Source organism: Apilactobacillus waqarii (genome assembly GCF_019061205.1).
In the GTDB taxonomy this organism is placed as follows: Bacteria; Bacillota; Bacilli; order Lactobacillales; family Lactobacillaceae; genus Apilactobacillus; species Apilactobacillus waqarii.
In genome coordinates, this window is record NZ_JAHQYH010000009.1 from 1 (window position 1) to 17,132 (window position 17,132).

At 38.3% G+C, this 17,132-nt stretch carries 17 protein-coding genes; 11 read left to right on the plus strand and 6 right to left on the minus strand.

Annotated elements, in window-relative coordinates; all coding sequences use genetic code 11:
• The first annotated feature begins 74 nt into the window (after nt 1–74).
• On the plus strand, nt 75–293 hold the full coding sequence (locus KTJ72_RS05845; protein WP_346726680.1) for a GNAT family N-acetyltransferase: 219 nt from the start codon (nt 75–77) through the stop codon (nt 291–293).
• A gap of 44 nt (nt 294–337) precedes the next feature.
• Here KTJ72_RS05845 and KTJ72_RS05850 read toward each other — a convergent pair whose 3' ends face one another.
• On the minus strand, nt 338–1,153 hold the full coding sequence (locus KTJ72_RS05850; RefSeq protein WP_217304359.1) for a hypothetical protein: 816 nt from the start codon (nt 1,151–1,153) through the stop codon (nt 338–340).
• Between the two features lie 743 nt (nt 1,154–1,896).
• Nucleotides 1,897–3,051 (minus strand): cation:proton antiporter, encoded by a 1,155-nt coding sequence (locus tag KTJ72_RS05855; protein WP_217304360.1) that lies wholly within the window; start codon nt 3,049–3,051, stop codon nt 1,897–1,899.
• 150 nt (nt 3,052–3,201) lie between these two features.
• Between KTJ72_RS05855 and KTJ72_RS05860 the strand changes: the two genes are divergently transcribed.
• From KTJ72_RS05860 to KTJ72_RS05905, 10 genes are all read left to right on the plus strand, one after another.
• Entirely contained in the window at nt 3,202–3,858 is a 657-nt protein-coding gene (locus KTJ72_RS05860; protein ID WP_346726681.1) for a YoaK family protein, read from the plus strand.
• Nucleotides 3,859–4,166: 308 nt separating this feature from the next.
• Nucleotides 4,167–6,341, plus strand: a complete 2,175-nt coding sequence (gene nrdD / locus KTJ72_RS05865) for an anaerobic ribonucleoside-triphosphate reductase (RefSeq protein WP_057197152.1) — start codon at nt 4,167–4,169, stop codon at nt 6,339–6,341.
• A complete protein-coding gene (nrdG, locus tag KTJ72_RS05870; RefSeq protein ID WP_041152657.1) occupies nt 6,310–6,882 on the plus strand; it encodes an anaerobic ribonucleoside-triphosphate reductase activating protein in 573 nt (190 codons plus the stop codon). Before nrdD ends, nrdG begins: the two co-directional genes overlap by 32 nt.
• A 4-nt stretch (nt 6,883–6,886) precedes the next feature.
• Nucleotides 6,887–7,660 carry a Fe-S cluster assembly ATPase SufC gene (sufC, locus tag KTJ72_RS05875; RefSeq protein WP_217304382.1) on the plus strand — a complete coding sequence of 258 codons (774 nt, stop codon included), beginning with the start codon at nt 6,887–6,889 and terminating at the stop codon, nt 7,658–7,660.
• Complete coding sequence (locus tag KTJ72_RS05880; protein WP_217304361.1) at nt 7,660–8,817, plus strand: SufD family Fe-S cluster assembly protein; 1,158 nt, start codon at nt 7,660–7,662, stop codon at nt 8,815–8,817. Before sufC ends, KTJ72_RS05880 begins: the two co-directional genes overlap by 1 nt.
• Nucleotides 8,810–10,024: an aminotransferase class V-fold PLP-dependent enzyme gene (locus KTJ72_RS05885; RefSeq protein ID WP_217304363.1), complete on the plus strand. Its 1,215-nt coding sequence runs from the start codon at nt 8,810–8,812 to the stop codon at nt 10,022–10,024. Before KTJ72_RS05880 ends, KTJ72_RS05885 begins: the two co-directional genes overlap by 8 nt.
• On the plus strand, nt 10,011–10,433 hold the full coding sequence (sufU, locus tag KTJ72_RS05890; protein WP_094750791.1) for a Fe-S cluster assembly sulfur transfer protein SufU: 423 nt from the start codon (nt 10,011–10,013) through the stop codon (nt 10,431–10,433). Before KTJ72_RS05885 ends, sufU begins: the two co-directional genes overlap by 14 nt.
• Complete coding sequence (sufB, locus tag KTJ72_RS05895) at nt 10,417–11,826, plus strand: Fe-S cluster assembly protein SufB (protein WP_217304365.1); 1,410 nt, start codon at nt 10,417–10,419, stop codon at nt 11,824–11,826. Before sufU ends, sufB begins: the two co-directional genes overlap by 17 nt.
• Nucleotides 11,827–11,965: 139 nt before the next feature.
• Nucleotides 11,966–13,333: an aspartate ammonia-lyase gene (locus tag KTJ72_RS05900; RefSeq protein WP_094750789.1), complete on the plus strand. Its 1,368-nt coding sequence runs from the start codon at nt 11,966–11,968 to the stop codon at nt 13,331–13,333.
• 88 nt (nt 13,334–13,421) lie between these two features.
• Nucleotides 13,422–13,742: a hypothetical protein gene (locus KTJ72_RS05905; RefSeq protein WP_094750788.1), complete on the plus strand. Its 321-nt coding sequence runs from the start codon at nt 13,422–13,424 to the stop codon at nt 13,740–13,742.
• 24 nt (nt 13,743–13,766) lie between these two features.
• Here KTJ72_RS05905 and KTJ72_RS05910 read toward each other — a convergent pair whose 3' ends face one another.
• From KTJ72_RS05910 to KTJ72_RS05925, 4 genes are all read right to left on the minus strand, one after another.
• On the minus strand, nt 13,767–14,279 hold the full coding sequence (locus KTJ72_RS05910) for a GNAT family N-acetyltransferase (protein WP_094750787.1): 513 nt from the start codon (nt 14,277–14,279) through the stop codon (nt 13,767–13,769).
• Nucleotides 14,280–14,290: 11 nt separating this feature from the next.
• The gene (locus KTJ72_RS05915; protein WP_094750786.1) at nt 14,291–14,740 is read right to left on the minus strand and encodes a MarR family winged helix-turn-helix transcriptional regulator; all 450 of its coding nucleotides are present in this window, start codon (nt 14,738–14,740) and stop codon (nt 14,291–14,293) included.
• Between the two features lie 96 nt (nt 14,741–14,836).
• Nucleotides 14,837–15,826: a D-2-hydroxyacid dehydrogenase gene (locus tag KTJ72_RS05920; RefSeq protein ID WP_094750785.1), complete on the minus strand. Its 990-nt coding sequence runs from the start codon at nt 15,824–15,826 to the stop codon at nt 14,837–14,839.
• On the minus strand, nt 15,827–16,993 hold the full coding sequence (locus KTJ72_RS05925) for an aminotransferase class I/II-fold pyridoxal phosphate-dependent enzyme (protein WP_217304366.1): 1,167 nt from the start codon (nt 16,991–16,993) through the stop codon (nt 15,827–15,829).
• Nucleotides 16,994–17,132: the final 139 nt, after the last annotated feature.

Consider the following 17,132-nt stretch of genomic DNA (forward strand, 5'->3'; position numbering starts at 1 on the left):
CTGCATGCTTTTGAAACAAATGGTAAGACCGTCACCGCATACGCCAGAATCTTCAAGGATGGTGACCACGTTACATTCGGGCGTGTCTTAACTACCCAACAAGTCCGCGGCACGGTAAGGGTAAGGAACTCTTGGAATACATTCTAAAAGTTATCAAAGAAAACTTCCCTAACACCAAGGTCGAAATCGACGCCCAAGCACATGCAGTTGGTTACTACGAAAAAGGCGGTTTCAAAATTACCAGTGAACCATTTATCGAAGCAGGCATCGATCACATCAAGATGGAATATTAAGCAAAATAAAAAAGCCTACCGAAATCGGTAGGCTTTTTTTAAGGTTAGAAGTTAAGGTTTTCAGCAATAGTGCTGGTGCTTGGAGTATAGTTGAATGTAAATGAGCTAAAGTCAGAAGCAGAAGAAGCATCTGAGCCAACAAAGGTTAAGTTTACAACTTGTTGGCTATTTGCCGGAATATCAATAGCACTACCTGACCAAGCTGGGTCAAGTCTCAAAGCTGCACTATTAGATGCAATGTATGTGTCTGATCCTGAAGCAAATATATCACTAGTTCCATCTCCAAAAAATGCGTGATCACTGTCTGTATCATAGTTATATACCTTTAAAGTCAATGTCATAGCAGTCTTATATTGGGAATTATTAGTCAAATTATAGTAAGTAATTCCCTTTAAATAAATAGCATGCTTAAACGCAGCATCAGCGTTATTTTGATCACTAACAAGTTGGTCGTTATATGACTTATATTGTTTGTTATTGTATTCAACTACAACATTGCCATTTCCACCAGGATTAATAGTTAAAGTTGGGTTCTTGTAAGTAATTGGAGTAGGTCCAGCAGGATTCTTTACAACATGCTTCTTAACAGCCTTCTTAGCTGGCTTCTTCTTAGTTACTTTCTTCTTTTTCTTAGCTACCTTTTTCTTTGAATGCTTTTTAGTAGCCTTCTTCTTACTCTTCTTTGTTGCCTTCTTGTGTTTCTTTGAAGACTTCTTTGCTTTCTTGTGCTTCTTAGTGTCTTTATGATGAGTAGCAGCGTTTGCTTCTACTGATGTAAAGGCGCTGACAGAAGTTGATGCACTAGCAGCAAAAAGTGTTAAAACTGCCAAAATGGCAAGAAATGACTTTTTGATTTTCATATCAAAATCCCCCTAATGTATGTAACAAAATTAAAATATAATTGCAATAAATTAATAATATTATAACCTTCGTTTAAAGTCTATCAATAATTACATACATGCAAATAAGTTTATGTTAATAAAAAACTTAAGAAGACCAATATTTATATGATTTTCTAGGAGCTTTTCAGATCCAAGATTTTGAACAAATTGCATCTATGTCATTTTTTATATACAAATGTTCATGTTTATAAGAAACAAAAGAATTTAACACATTTTGACACATACAATCCAAAATCATTTGTGATTTTACTAACTTATCATTCATCTATAATTTTTTTATTTTTACTTCGTGTCCAATAATTCATCATTATCGACTCTTAAATGAATATTTATGAACTCGGTGTTTATTTTTAACTTTTTCACTAAATTTATTTCCGTTAGAACCCTTGATACAATAGTTAAAAATCAATAAGGAGGAGTTAATCATCATTCATTTAAAGTGTCCGATTTGCGGTAATTTATTCTTCAATCAAATTAAATGCAAGTACTGTCGTCTTATCACTGCTCAATTAAAAAGAGATCTGAAAAAATCATATAAACGATTTACAAATTCTTTTGATAAAAACGTCCGCCACATGAGTCGATTTGGTGATGAAAGACTCCTACCACTACTAGCATTTATTTGTGCAATTGTGACCGTCGTTGTTATCGATTTAATCCTGGTATTAATATCTTACATTCCATAAAAAAAGAGGGCCAGCTTATACTGACTCTCTTTTACGTTTCCATAATACGACTGGTTTTAAAATTAGTGGTGCTAAAATAGTTGTAACAATAATTACAGCAATCAATGTTGAATAATAACTTATTGAAATAAAGTGACTGTCTAATCCAGCTTGGGCGATAACAATACCGACTTCACCACGGCTTATCATCCCTGCCCCTATTTCAACTGAATTCGCGAAATCAATTCGACTAAGTTTCGCACCGATAAAGGCACCCAAGAATTTTGTTATTACAGCTAAAACCGTAAGGATGGAAAACATTAAGAAGTGATCGTAGACACCATTGACTTGCATATCAACCCCAATGCTTACAAAGAAAATTGGAATAGGCAGCAACGTACTTAGTCCCTTTAGTCTAGCTAATAAAACCCTTTTAAACTTTGTCTGACTAGCAATTAGTCCAGCAAAGAACGCTCCTGTAACAGCACTTAATCTAACCATTTCAGCAGTTCCGGCCAATAATAAACATAATAGAAATGAATATAGACCAGCGCTTGCAGGACTAACTTCAAAAATTTTGAATAATAGCGTTACAATCTTATAGCAAAGCCATAAGAATAAGAAAAATACAATTTGCAAAATAATTAGAAACAACGCATCTGAATTTCCATGTCCTCTTCCCACTCCCAAAACAGGAATAGAAACACTTAATAGAACAATTGAAATAATATCATCGGCTACCGCAGCAGCTAAAATAGTAATTCCAGCTGATGATGTTAGCTCCTGCATTTCTTCTAATACAGCAACTGAAATCGAAACAGAGGTTGCTGCAAAAACAATTCCGATAAATGCACTTTCAATAATAGAAAGTTGAAAATATCTACACATTAGATAAATGGATCCGACTGGAAATACTACTCCAAAAAGAGCAACAATGACTCCCCGACCAAAATACTTCTTCAATCTATCAATGTCGCAAGTTAAACCGGCACCAAACATCAATAATGCAGCCCCCAATGATGCTAATGCAATTACAATATCTTGACGGTGAATCACTCCTAAGACAGATGGTCCTAGGACTACTCCTCCCATGATTTGTCCGACAACATCCGGAATATGTATCTTAGAAGCCAGCATTCCAAAAAATTTCGCAAAAACAATCATTAAAAACAATGCGATTAAATAATTCAAATAAATCATTCTCCCCGAATAAAAACAATTCTATTTATTTTGAAACAATATGGTTGTACTATTTATAAATAACTTAGTTATAACTTATTACTTTAGAGAAAGGGAGTCAATGTTATCGACGCACCTCACCCCGCCCGCTTCGGTGAAAAAATATCAACGGCATTCTTCTTAACCTCAATCGGTGGTTGTCTTGATGCCTACACTTACATCGAACATGGTGGAATATTTGCAAGTACCCAAACAGGGAATTTAATTTTGTCCGCATTAGCGTTGACACAATTCAATTATGGTCACTTCTTAGAAAGAATTTTACCGGTGATTGCATTTTCAATCGGAATTCTATTAGCTAATTGGATTCACCATAATCTAGATAAAAATAAACTAAACTACTGGAAGGTCTATATTTTAGCCATTGAAATTGCAGTCTGTACAATCGTGGGATTTTTGAAATACAATGTTCCACAATTAATGATCACGACTTTAATGTCTTTGACAACGGCCCTTCAACTTTCAACATTTAATACAATGTCTGGATTGGGATACTCCAACATGTTTAGTACTGGAAACCTTCAAAAAACAATGAATAATCTATTCTTGTATTTGGAGACTAAAAAACACGAATTCAAGACCAAGTTACTTTACTACGGTGGTCTGGTTTTAAGTTTTCTATGCGGAGCTTTTGAGGCCAGCATCTTATCACTTTTCTTCCATACTAAGACCATCTGGGTTGTCGGATTGGAATTAATCGTCATTCTTGTATTCCAAATTCGATGCATCCTAATCTATCGACATGAAAACCAACTATAAAAAAGACCCTATGGGGTCTTTTTTTGTGTTTTTCATTCGGATTTCACTTATTAAACGTTAGTATATCAATACTTTGGGCACGATATGTAAGTATTCAATTTGAACATTTTTAGACAAAATTCCAAAAATGTTCGACGAAAAAAGGCGAAATCACTCATCACTACGTATTATGAGAAAATTAAATTATTATAATCATTCAGTACGCACTATTCAAATTGACATTCAAGAATGTTTTTATACTATATATGCGTGTTAACATTATTTCAGACACAAGTTATAGTGTATATTTTAAGGATAGGACTGATATAATGTTTGATAAAACTTTTGCCCATTTAAACGTTATAAAGAATTCTGGTGACAAGACCAAATTCTATAAATACAAGATTGATTTTGTGCTAAATCAACTGGGTATTAGTAAGGAAGATAACAAGCGTTTCTTTGAACGTTTGAACCTATTTACTAAGGATCAAGAAGAAATTACCTCAAGTCATATTCATGACTTCATCATTCAATTTCTAGAAGAAAATGATTTCTTAGATGCTAAAGAGCAATACTTAAAATATGAACAAAAAGACATTGAAAAATTCAAGAAAGCAACCGATGTAAAGGCTCGAATCGACCAACTATTCAACCGTTACGATCGTGTTGTTCACGAAAATGCCAACAAAGATAGTAACGTCTTTAACACCCAAAGAGACCTAGAAGCAGGGGCTGCCAGCAAGGCCATTGGTCTTCAAATGCTACCTCCACTAGTTGCCAAAGCGCACCTTAGAGGTGACATTCACTGGCACGATTTAGACTACTCACCAGCAACTCCTGAAACCAACTGTTGCTTAGTTGATTTTGCAGAAATGTTGAATAACGGTTTTAAGATTGGTAACGCCGAAGTTAAATCACCTCGCTCAATCCAAACTGCGACCGCTCAAGTTTCTCAAATCATCGCCAACGTAGCATCCCTACAATACGGTGGTCTGTCATTCGATCGTGCTGATGAAGTACTAGCTCCATTTGCCGAGATCAACTACGAAAAGCACTTAAAGACTGCTTCAGAATGGGTCGAAGAAGACAAGCGCGAAGAATACGCTAAGGACCGTACTAAGAAGGACATCTTCGACGCTATGCAATCACTAGAATACGAAATTAACACTCTATACTCATCACAAGGTCAAACACCTTTCACTACTGTTAGTTTCGGTCTAGGTACCAGCTGGATTGAAAAGGAAATTCAAAAAGATATCCTAAGAATTCGTATTAAAGGACTTGGTAAGGAACGTCGTACTGCCATCTTCCCTAAGCTAATCTATGTATTGAAGAAAGGCTTAAATTTAAATCCTAACGATGAAAATTACGACGTGAAAGAACTAGCCATCGAATGTGCTACAAAGCGTATGTATCCTGATATTTTGATGTACGACAAACTTTGTGAAATCACTGGTGACTTCAAGGCACCTATGGGTTGTCGATCATTTCTACCTAAGTGGACTGACGAAAATGGTAAAGCCGTAAACGCTGGTCGTATGAACTTAGGTGTTGTTACCGTTAACCTTCCTCGTATTGCATTATTGGCCAAGGGTGACATGGACTTATTCTGGCACATCTTTGAAGAAAAGCTAGGTATCGTTCACCAAGCCATGGCATACCGTATCGAAAGAACTAAGGAAGCCAAACCAGATAACGCCCCACTACTATACAAGTACGGTGCATTTGGCAAACGTCTAAAATCAACTGATAGTGTTGATGAACTATTCAGAAACGAACGTGCCACAGTATCACTTGGTTACATCGGACTATACGAAGTCGGTACTGCCTTCTTCGGTCCTGATTGGGAATCAAACCAAGAAGCCCACGACTTTACTGTCAGCATCGTCGCTGAACTAAACCGTCTATGCCGTGTATGGAGTAAGGAAAGTGGATATCACTACAGTCTATACTCCACTCCAGCCGAATCATTAACCGATACATTCGCTCAAGACGATATCGAAAAATTCGGTAAGGTTAAAGACATCACAGATAAGGAATACTACACTAACAGTTTCCACTACGATGTTAGAAAACGTCCTAACCCATTTGAAAAACTAACATTTGAAGAAGCTTATCCTCACTATGCCTCAGCAGGATTCATTCACTACTGTGAATACCCTAACTTAAAGCAAAACCCTAAGGCACTAGAAGCCGTTTGGGACTGGGCATACGATCACGTTGGATACCTAGGTACCAACACTTCAATCGATAAGTGCTTCAAGTGTGGTTTCAAGGGTGAATTTGAAGCTACCGCCCGTGGTTTCAAGTGTCCTCAATGTGGTAACCATGATCCTAAGTACTGTGACGTTGTTAAGAGAACTTGTGGTTACTTAGGTAACCCTCAAGCACGTCCAATGGTTCACGGTCGTCACGTTGAAATTTCATCACGTCAAAAGAATATGTCGAAAGGAATGGTAGAAAGTGTCGCACATGAAGAGACAGCCAAACAATCCAAAGCCTAAGGAATGGCTTGCAAAAGACTTAAGCCAACAATATATTGCTGACTATAAGCCATTTAACTTCGTTGATGGTGAGGGAATCCGTTGCAGTATCTATGTTTCTGGTTGCAAGTTCTTATGCCCCGGCTGTTACAATGTCGCCTCACAAAACTTCCATTACGGACAACCTTACTCACAAGATTTAGAAGACCAAATCATCGAAGATATGAAAAAAGATTACGTTCAAGGTCTTACCCTCTTGGGTGGAGAACCATTCTTGAATACTCAAGTTTGTCTTCGTTTATGCAAACGAGTTAGAGAAGAATTCGGCCACACCAAGGACATCTGGTCATGGTCAGGTTACACATTCGATGAATTGCTAAAAGATTCATATGACAAATTAAAACTACTTTCAATGATCGACATCCTAGTTGATGGTCGTTTCATGGAAGACCAAAAAGATTTAACTCTTCAATTCCGCGGTAGTGCTAACCAAAGAATTATCAATGTGCCAAAGTCACTTGAAGAAAACAAGGTCGTACTTTGGGACAAGTTAGTTCACTAGGAGGATTATTGTGTTAAAAATTGAAAACCTACACGTTAAAATCAATGAAACCGATGAAGAAGTCATCAAGGGTCTAAACTTAACCATCCCCGACGGCGAAGTCCATGTCATCATGGGCCCCAACGGAACCGGTAAGTCCACCCTTTCTCAAACCATCATGGGTTCTCCCAAGTATTCAATTACTGAAGGAACCATCTCATTTGATGGCAAGGAATTGAACGACATGGCAACTGATGAACGTGCCCGTTTGGGTCTCTTTATTGGTATGCAATACCCTACTGAAATCAGCGGGATTAAAAATGTCGACTTCATTCATGCCGCAATGAATGCGGTGGCTGATAAACCAGTATCAGTTTTAGACTTCATGAAGCGTCTAGACTTCGTCATGGACTTCTTGGATATCGACGAATCATACACTGATAGATACCTTAACGAAGGTTTCTCCGGTGGTGAAAAGAAGCGTAACGAAATTCTTCAAATGATGATGATTCAGCCCAATCTAGCCATCTTAGATGAAATCGATTCTGGACTAGATATCGACGCCTTAAAAGTCGTTTCAAAGGGAATCAATCACATGCGAGACAATCACTTCTCTTCACTTATCATCACCCACTACAACCGTATCTTACGTTACGTTAAACCAGACGTCGTTCACGTTATGATGGGTGGTCGTGTCGTTACCAGCGGTGACTACCACCTAGCCGAACAACTAGAACAAAACGGTTATGCCCAATTGCGTGATCAATTAGGCATCGACGTAAAGCTGGTGGATGAATAATGAGTATGTCAGTTCAAGAATTTGCCCAATCACATAACGAACCACAATGGTTAACCGTTAAACGCATTGTCGCAAACGACATGAGAAATACCATGAAGGTCCCCGCATCGCTTCGCAAGTTTCACTTTGAATCACCAGAACTTAGTTCTCGTTCAATAAATACGCAAAACTTGGCACCGAAAAATTTACAGGATTTAGGCATTATCATGATGGACTTGTTCGCCGCTGCAAACGAGTTTCCAGAACTAATCCAAGAAAACTTGATGGAAAAAGCAATTTATTGGCGCGATAACGCATTAAATGCGAACCATCTTGCGTATCTACAAAGTGGTGGGTTTGTTTTCATCCCAAAGGATGTCTGCGTTGATGAATCAATCGATATCTCCGACTTAGTCGATCACAACATGCAGGAAAAACACCTCCTAATTATCTCTGCTTCAGGAAGTGAAGTTTCATTTACCTACAAGGATTCAAAACAACACCCTAAAAAAGACCGCCTAATGATTGAAGTATTACTGGGTGATCACGCCAACGTCTCCTTCTATGACGCTGCGATGACTAATAGCGAAAAATCTCACCGCGTTTTAAATGCTTACTTAGCACAAAACGCCAACTTAAAGACTTACGTCGGTCTATTTAATCATGGTGATAGTCGCTACTACAGCAACATTGACCTCGATGGTATGGGCAGTTCCGCTAGGATTAACCTAGTGAGTCTATCCGATCAAAACCAAAACCAAGTAGTTCAAACCAAAATTATCAATAAAAGTCCCAATACGAGTGGCTTGATATCACAACGTGGTATCGTCGCCGATAAGTCCAAGACTGTCTACGATACTACTGGTCAAATCAAGCTGGAAGCTAGCGATTCTGATTCAGATCAAATCAGTCGACTATTAACTTTAAGTCCCGAAAGCAAGGGAAAAATTGATCCAATTCTTTTAATCGACAATCACGATGTGGTGGCCGGTCACGCTGCGAGTGTTGGTAAAGTTAACCCCGAACAGCTATACTATTTAAAAACAAGAGGAATTGACGCCAAGACCGCCCGTTTCCTATTAACCCGCGGATTCTTGACACCACTAATCGAAAAATTCCCAGATAAATCAGTACAAGAACACTTATTAAATAACCTAGAGGAGCGTATTCATGGATAGTCTAAACATTCGTCATCACTTTCCCATCTTCAAAGAGCACTCAGATATGATTTACTTTGACAACGCTGCAACAACTCAAAAGCCAAAGTATGTCATTGACGCAATCAGTAACTTTTACACTCATCACAATTTCAACGTGCACCGAAGCGTCTACACTGATGCTGGGGAAACTACAAAAATGTTTGAACAATCCAGACAAAACATTGCCTCATTCATCAATGCCAGCAGCGCAAAAGAAATCGTCTTTTCTGCTGGTACCACCGATAGCATCAACTTAATCGCTAACGGATATTATGCAAAGCACATACAAGCTGGTGACGAGATTGTAGTTTCAATCGCAGAACACCACAGTAATCTCCTTCCCTGGCAAAAGATTGCGAAAAATAACGGCGCAACTTTAAAATTCATTCCGCTAAATGAAGATGCCAACCTCGACTTAAATGCCGCTGAACAAATCATTTCCGACAAAACCAAACTAGTGGCCGTCACCGCCGTTTCCAATGTCTTAGGAAATATCAATCCGATTGATCAACTAACCACATTGGCTCATGAACACGGCGCTGACATCCTAGTCGATGGTGCGCAAGCTGCTCCCGAAATACCAATCGATGTGCAAGAAACACCAATTGACTGGTTAGCCTTTTCCGGACACAAGATGATGGCACCAACCGGCATCGGTGTTTTATACGGTAAACAAGATTTACTAGAAAACATGGATAGTCCCCGTGTCGGCGGTGAGATGATTGAATCAGTCTCCACTACCGACTACAAGGTCAAAGAAATTCCATACCGTCTAGAAGCCGGCACTCCTAACATTGAGGGTGTCATCGGCCTAGACGCCGCAATTTCTTATCTAAAAGAACTTAAGACGACTAACGTGCAGGCACAATGTGAAAAACTAGGCCAATACCTATACGACCAACTTAACGCACTAGACGGCGTTTCAGTATACGGACCAAGTAATCGCCAAACTGGAATCGTCTCTTTTAACGTCGACAATATTCACCCGCACGACGCTGCAACCTTCCTTGACTCTAAGAATATCGACGTTAGAGCTGGTCAACACTGTGCCGAACCACTAACCCACAAACTGGGGGTCAACGCGACTTTACGTGCTAGTCTCTACATCTACAACACGATTGAAGAATGCAACAGACTAGTCGACTGTATTAACGAAATGAAGGAATTTTTCAATGGATCTAAGTAACATTTATCAACGCATCATCATGCAAAAAGCCGGTGAGTGCCCAAACAATAATCAGTTTGATTCAGACGTCCATCTAACTAATCCCACTTGTGGTGATGACATTTCGATGACCGCTGATACAAAGCAACCCAACGTAGAAAACCTACAAGTAGCATGCGATGGCTGCATTATTTGTAAAGGTGCTACCATGATGATGCTAGAAGCAATTCAAGATAAATCCGCTGATCAAATCAATGAACTCGTTTTAAACATGTCCAAAATGATGACACACGAAGATTTCGACGAAGAATTGTTGGGTGATTTAGTCGCCTTTCAATCTGTCGTGCACCTACCAATCCGCATTAAATGTGCCATGCTTCCCTTCAAAGCAATTTATCAATTAATTAACGGAGATGATATCAATCGATAAATCAATCCAACACTTAAATGATGATTATCAATACGGTTTTAAAGACGACGTCAAACCAGTCTTTTCAACCGGCGATGGCCTAACTGAAGATATCGTCCGCGAAATCTCAGCACAAAAACATGAACCCAAATGGATGTTAGATATTCGTTTGAATGCTTTTAAAATCTTTCAAAAACTACCCATGCCTGATTTTGGCCCCGACCTATCTGATCTCGACTTAAGCAAAATCAGATACTTCCAAAGAGCGACCGATTCAGTCTCCCGTAGTTGGGACGATGTTCCAGAAGATATCAAGAATACCTTTGAAAAGATTGGGGTTCCAGAAGCAGAACGTAAATACCTAGCAGGTGCCGAAGCTCAATACGAATCAGAAGCTGTCTACGCCAACATCAAAAAAGAATTCGCCGACATGGGAATCATCTTTTCTGATACCGATACTGCATTAAAAGAACACCCTGACTTAGTTAAGGAATACTTCGGTAAACTAGTAACGCCTCAAATGAACAAATTCGCTGCGCTAAACACAGCGGTTTGGTCCGGTGGTGTCTTCTTGTACGTTCCAAAAGGAATTCATGCCAAAATTCCAATTCAGGCATTCTTTAGAATCAACGCCGGTCGAACCGGTCAATTCGAAAGAAGCCTCATCATCGTTGATGAAGATGCCAGTGTGAACTACGTCGAAGGTTGTACCGCACCTAACTATTCAGAAGATAGTTTGCATGCAGCCGACGTCGAAGTCTTCGTGAAGAAGAATGCCTTTTGTCGTTACACCACCATTCAAAACTGGTCCGACAATGTTTACAGTCTGGAAACCAAGCGTGCTTCCGCCGATGAAAATGCCACAATGGAATGGGTCGACGGAAACCTAGGATCGAAGGTCACCATGAAGTATCCAAGTATCGATCTGAATGGTCCATACGCCAATGGAACAATGCTATCAATCGCATTTGCCAGCGGTGATATTTACCAAGATACCGGATGCATCATGCGACACCATGCCCCTCACACCTCATCCAACGTGGTATCAAAATCAATCTGTAAAAACGGTGGAACTTGTAACTACCGTGGAACAATTCGTATGATTGATAAAGCTCACTATTCTAAATCACATATCGAATGTGACACGATCATCATGGATGATGACTCGATGAGTGATACAATCCCACACAACGATATTTACAATGGTGATTCTGAAATCGAACACGAAGCTAAGGTTTCAAAGATTTCAGAAACAGATTTATACTACCTAATGAGTCGTGGATTATCAGAAGCTCAAGCTACTAAGATGATTATTATGGGATTCATTGAACCCTTCTCAAACCAACTTCCAATGGAATACGCGATGGAATTAAATAAATTAATTGACTACCAAATGGAAGATTCCGTTGGTTAAAACTAACGCCCCTAGATAGATTTCTAGGGGTGTTTTGTTTCATGTGAAACAAATTTAAATATTTCATTTGACTAATTAAAGATTTAGTTTATACTTAATGTAACATTTTATAACATATAACTATTTAGGAGATGTTTTTATGCGTATCGAAAAAGATTGTGTTGGTAAACTAGAAGTTCCTGATGATGCTTTGTATGGCATCCACTCCCTTAGAGCCGCAGGGAATTTTCCGATTACAGAAGAGAAAGTTGACCCACTTTTGATTGAAAGCTACATTCAGATTAAAAAAGCCTCAATCACCGCAAATTACGGTGCGAAAGCGACTGATGTTATAAAATATAACACAATCGTAGATGCTTGCGACTACTTGCTTGAGCACCCCTCACCAGAGAGTTTTATCACTCCAGCCATTCAAGGTGGTGCCGGAACTTCCACAAATATGAACGTAAACGAAGTAATTGCCAATGTCGCAATGAAATTACACCCTGATGTCTTCATTCATCCAAACGATGATGTTAACCAAGCACAATCTACTAACGATACCTACCCAACCGCCGGTAAACTAGCAATGATTAAACGTTTACCAAAATTAACCGGCGAAATTAATCGATTAATCGAGATCCTAGATGAACTATCCAAGAAATTCCAGTTCACCATTAAACTAGGTCGAACCCAACTTCAAGATGCCGTTCCTACTACCTATGGAAAGACATTCCATGCTTACGCATCATTATTCCGTCGTGATTTGAAACGAATCAACAGCGCTGAAAATGAACTAAAGACTGTCAGCATGGGCGGAACTGCCATTGGTACTGGAACCAACACCACTAAGTACTACCGTGATCACATCGTTGACGAAATCAACAAGATTACCGGTTTCGACCTAAAACAGGATGAAGATTTAATTGACGCTGTTCAAAACACAGATCACTTCGTCGCATTCTCCTCTAGTTTAAAAACATTGGCCGTTGACTTATCCAAGTTCAGTAACGACTTACGTCTACTTGGTAGCGGTCCACAATCTGGTTTGAATGAATTAATCCTACCAAAACGCCAAGCAGGTTCATCAATCATGCCTAACAAGGTTAACCCTGTTATCCCAGAAGTTGTGAACCAGGTTGCCTTTGAAGTTATCGGTTTTGACGCCACCGTCACAGCCGCTTCAGAAGCCGGTCAATTGGAACTAAACGCCTTTGAACCAATCATGTTCAAGAGCATCCTAACCGCCGAAGTTCACTTGGCACGCGCAATCGAAACATTGGTTGATCACTGCCTAGACGGTATCGACGTCAATGTAAAACAATGTCTAGATGACGTTCGTAAATCAGCTGTAACCGCCACAGTCCTATCTCCTATCTTGGGTTACAACAAGACCACCGAACTAATCAAGACAGCCACCAAGGAACACGAAACCGTGCCAAACCTATTAATCCAAAACCATATTCTATCTCCTGAAAAAGTTAAACAACTATTCTCACCAGAATATCTAGTTAACGGTGAAAGCTAATAAAAAAGAGCTCGCATAGAGCTCTTTTTTATTTTAGTTTTACAAGCATCCCTGAGACATTTAAAATAAGGTCAGGAGTTGAATACAAATGCAAAAAACTACAAAAGGTGTGCTAGCTGCCATCAGTCTTTTGATGACCGTCTACATGCTAATTATCACCATCAAAGATATTTCAGACTTATACGTGACTGATTTTTCACTAACATTATTATGGTTAATCACCATTTTGACATTTGTTGAAATCATTTTATTTTTCTGGAAAAACAATTGGATGATCACCGCAGTAATCGGCATCATCGTATTTATCTTAGGAATCATTCTAGTCGCAAATGGGACACTTGGTTTTACCATCATTTTGATTAATTTAATCATTTCAGTCCTATTAAGCGTATATAGTTTATATAACTAAAAAAGAGCTCATAATGAGCTCTTTTTATATTGCTTTTTTCATCAAAATATCTCTTTGTTTATCGGAACCCACAACAAAGATGTGTTCAGAGAAAGGCATAAATCCTTTTACTTGATAGAAACCAATCGCGTTTGTATTGTTTTCCCAAACTCCAAGCCAAATATAGCTCTTATTTGCTTCTTTAGCAGCATTAATCGCGTAGCTCATAAATTGAGAGCCTAAGCCACGACGTTTAAAATTCTTTCTGATGTAAATTCTTTCAACTTCTAAATAGTCACTACCCATATCTTCAGATTGAGATTCATCGATATTAATCTTTAGGTAACCAGCCAATTCATTGTCAACATAGATAAATTCGAAATCAGTTTTATCATCGCTAATTTCTTTCTTTAGCTGATCAATTCCATAATTATTCTTGAACATTTCTTCTAAATCTTGCTGACTGTTATCATCACCAAATGTATCTTTAAAAGTCTCAATACTAATTTGACGAAGTTCATAAACGTCAGATAATTTTACTTCCTTCATTTCTGTCATAACAAGTCCTCCTAGTAATCTCTTTTCTCACCACGTTTAACTTTTTGCCAGTCTTTATAAACATTGGCTTTCGCCCTATCCAATAGTTGGTTGAATACTTTCCTTTCGGATGCACTAAAACCACTAAGTGCAACTTCGTTAGAATACTTATTCTCCCTGTCCACAATGTCATACATTTCTTTTCCTTTTTCAGTCAGGTATAAGAGCTGATTTTTTCTATTCTTCTCACTAATTTCTTTTCTTATTAAATCCGCTTTTACTAAATTGTTAACGGCCCTGCTACCAGTTGTCTTATCAACACAAATCATTTCACATAGTTGTTGTAAAATAATCCCGGGGTTTTCGCCTATACGGACTAAATATAGATATTGCCCCTTTGATAATTCATATTCCTTAAACTCTATATTACTAATCGAATCCAAAGACCTTGCTATCACACCTATTTGTCTTAATGAATCCATATAAGCACCTCCGATTTTGTTGCAAATGCAACTATATCATAATTACATATTATTTTCCAACAAAAAAGAGCTCATAATGAGCTCTTTTTTGTTTCTTTAATTAACGGGGTATATAGCCTCTTCTCCGTTAACAATCTTGATAGCATCTCTCGTTGAGAATAGCGCCATATTGTAGACTGCAATGTCGGTAAAGAAAGCAATATGTGGGGTAACAATTACGTTATCCATCGCAATTAAAGCTTTTAAGTTGTCATTATCGTATCCTTTATCACCAAGATCGACACTGGTGATTCCAGCTTCGCCGTCAAAAACATCAATTCCTGCCGCACCGATTTCACCAGCCTCTAGAGCAGCAACTAACGCGTCAGTATCAACGACTCCTCCACGGGAGGCGTTGATAAAAATGGCATCGTTTTTCATCTTCTTGAATTGATCAAAGTTCATAAAACGGTCCATTTCAGGAGTTAAAGGCGTGTGTATGGTTACGACATCAGACTCTGATAATAAGCGGTTTACATCAACGTATTCGACCGTATCAGCCAAATCAGTTCGTTGGACTGGATCGTATGCTAAAACGCGAGCACCTAAAGCTCTAAAAATACGTGCGGATGCACTTCCGATGGTACCGGCTCCGATTACTCCAACGGTTAAGTTATGAATTTCACGGGCTTGCCCACCGGTCCAACTAAAGTCGTTTCGTTCCTCACGCTTGCTGTAATCCTTTAAGCGTCGTAATAACGCCATGGTATCAGCTAGCACTAATTCACTAACCGAGCGAGGCGAGTAACCTGAAACGTTGGTAACTTTTAGGTTGTATTTGTTGGCTAGATCTAAATCAATGATTTCGTATCCGGTACTACGTAACGAAATTTGTTTGATACCATTTTCAGCCAAACGTTTGTATAAATCTTCACCCTCAAGGTTACCGTGTTGTTGGATGGTAATTGCGTCATAATCCTTGGTCTTGTCAACGTTATCAAGGGATAATCCCTCTTCTGTCCAGTCAATTTCGACCTTCAAATCATTAGCAATCTTTGCAAAAGTTTCTACTTCATATGGTTGGGTGTTAAACATTAGTAATTTCATCTAGTTATCCTCCACAAACTTAGCGATACGTTTAATCGCTTCATTCAAATTGTCTTCACTGGTTGCATAACTTAGACGGAAATACCCCTTTCCAGATTTACCAAACGCACTACCAGGCATTGTACCAACTTTAGCTTCTTTAGCTAAACGGGTACAGAATGCAAAGTCATCATCCCCAAACTTATCTGGGATTTTAGCAAAAATGTAGAATGCCCCACTTGGGTTAGCACTTTCAATTCCAGACTCAGCAAGGCCTTGTCGTAATAAAGCACGACGTTTTTCATATACTTTTTTCATCTCAGGGCCATCATTTTGACCATTTTTTAAGGCTTCAGCGGCAGCAAATTGAGCGTTATCTGTCAATGAACTAACATTGTATTCATGAATTGATTTAATGACATTAATAATATCAGCAGGACCATATACTAAACCAATTCTCCATCCTGTCATTGCATGCGACTTAGATAGTCCATTATATACAATTGTTTGGTCTCGAATAAATTTAGCAATTGATTCATGTTCATGTTCGTAATTTAATTCACTATAAATTTCATCACTAATACAGAAAATATCATACTTTTCTATAACTTCAGCTAGTTTCTTTAATTGTTCACTAGTATAAGAAACTCCCGTCGGGTTATTAGGAGTATTAATAATAACCGCCTTAGTTTCTGGATGTTGCTTAATCGCTTCTTCTAATCTATAAGGAGTTAGGATAAAACCATCTTTTGAAGTATCTACTTCAATTGGATTAGCTCCAAAAAATGCAGCACTATTAAAGTATGGTGAAAAAGCAGGTGAAGGAATAATTATTCCATCTCCTGGATCTAAAATAGCAGCAAAAGTTAAGAATACGGCCTCAGTTACACCAACTGTGGCTAGGAATTCTTCATCAGCATCATAATGCAAATCATACTTATCTGCTAAAAATTTAACGGCAGCTTCACGCAATTCGACAACCCCACGAGAATCAGTGTAATGACTTTGGTTGTCATTAATTGCTTGAATAGCTGCCTCCTTAATGTGATCAGGTGTGTTAAAATCAGGCTCTCCTATTGTTAACGGAATCAACCCATCAACATCTGCAATGGAAGCTCCAAACGATAAAATAGCATCTGGTTTGACGTTTTCCATTCTTTTACTAATTTTGTTAATTAATTTTGACATATTAATCAACCTCCTTATTTTAGATTAGAAAATGATTAGAACGATTGAAAATATGATATGCTATCATTACAATATATGTCAACTTAATTATTAATTTTATATTAGAAAGATGAAATAATTTCACTTACTATTTGAATGT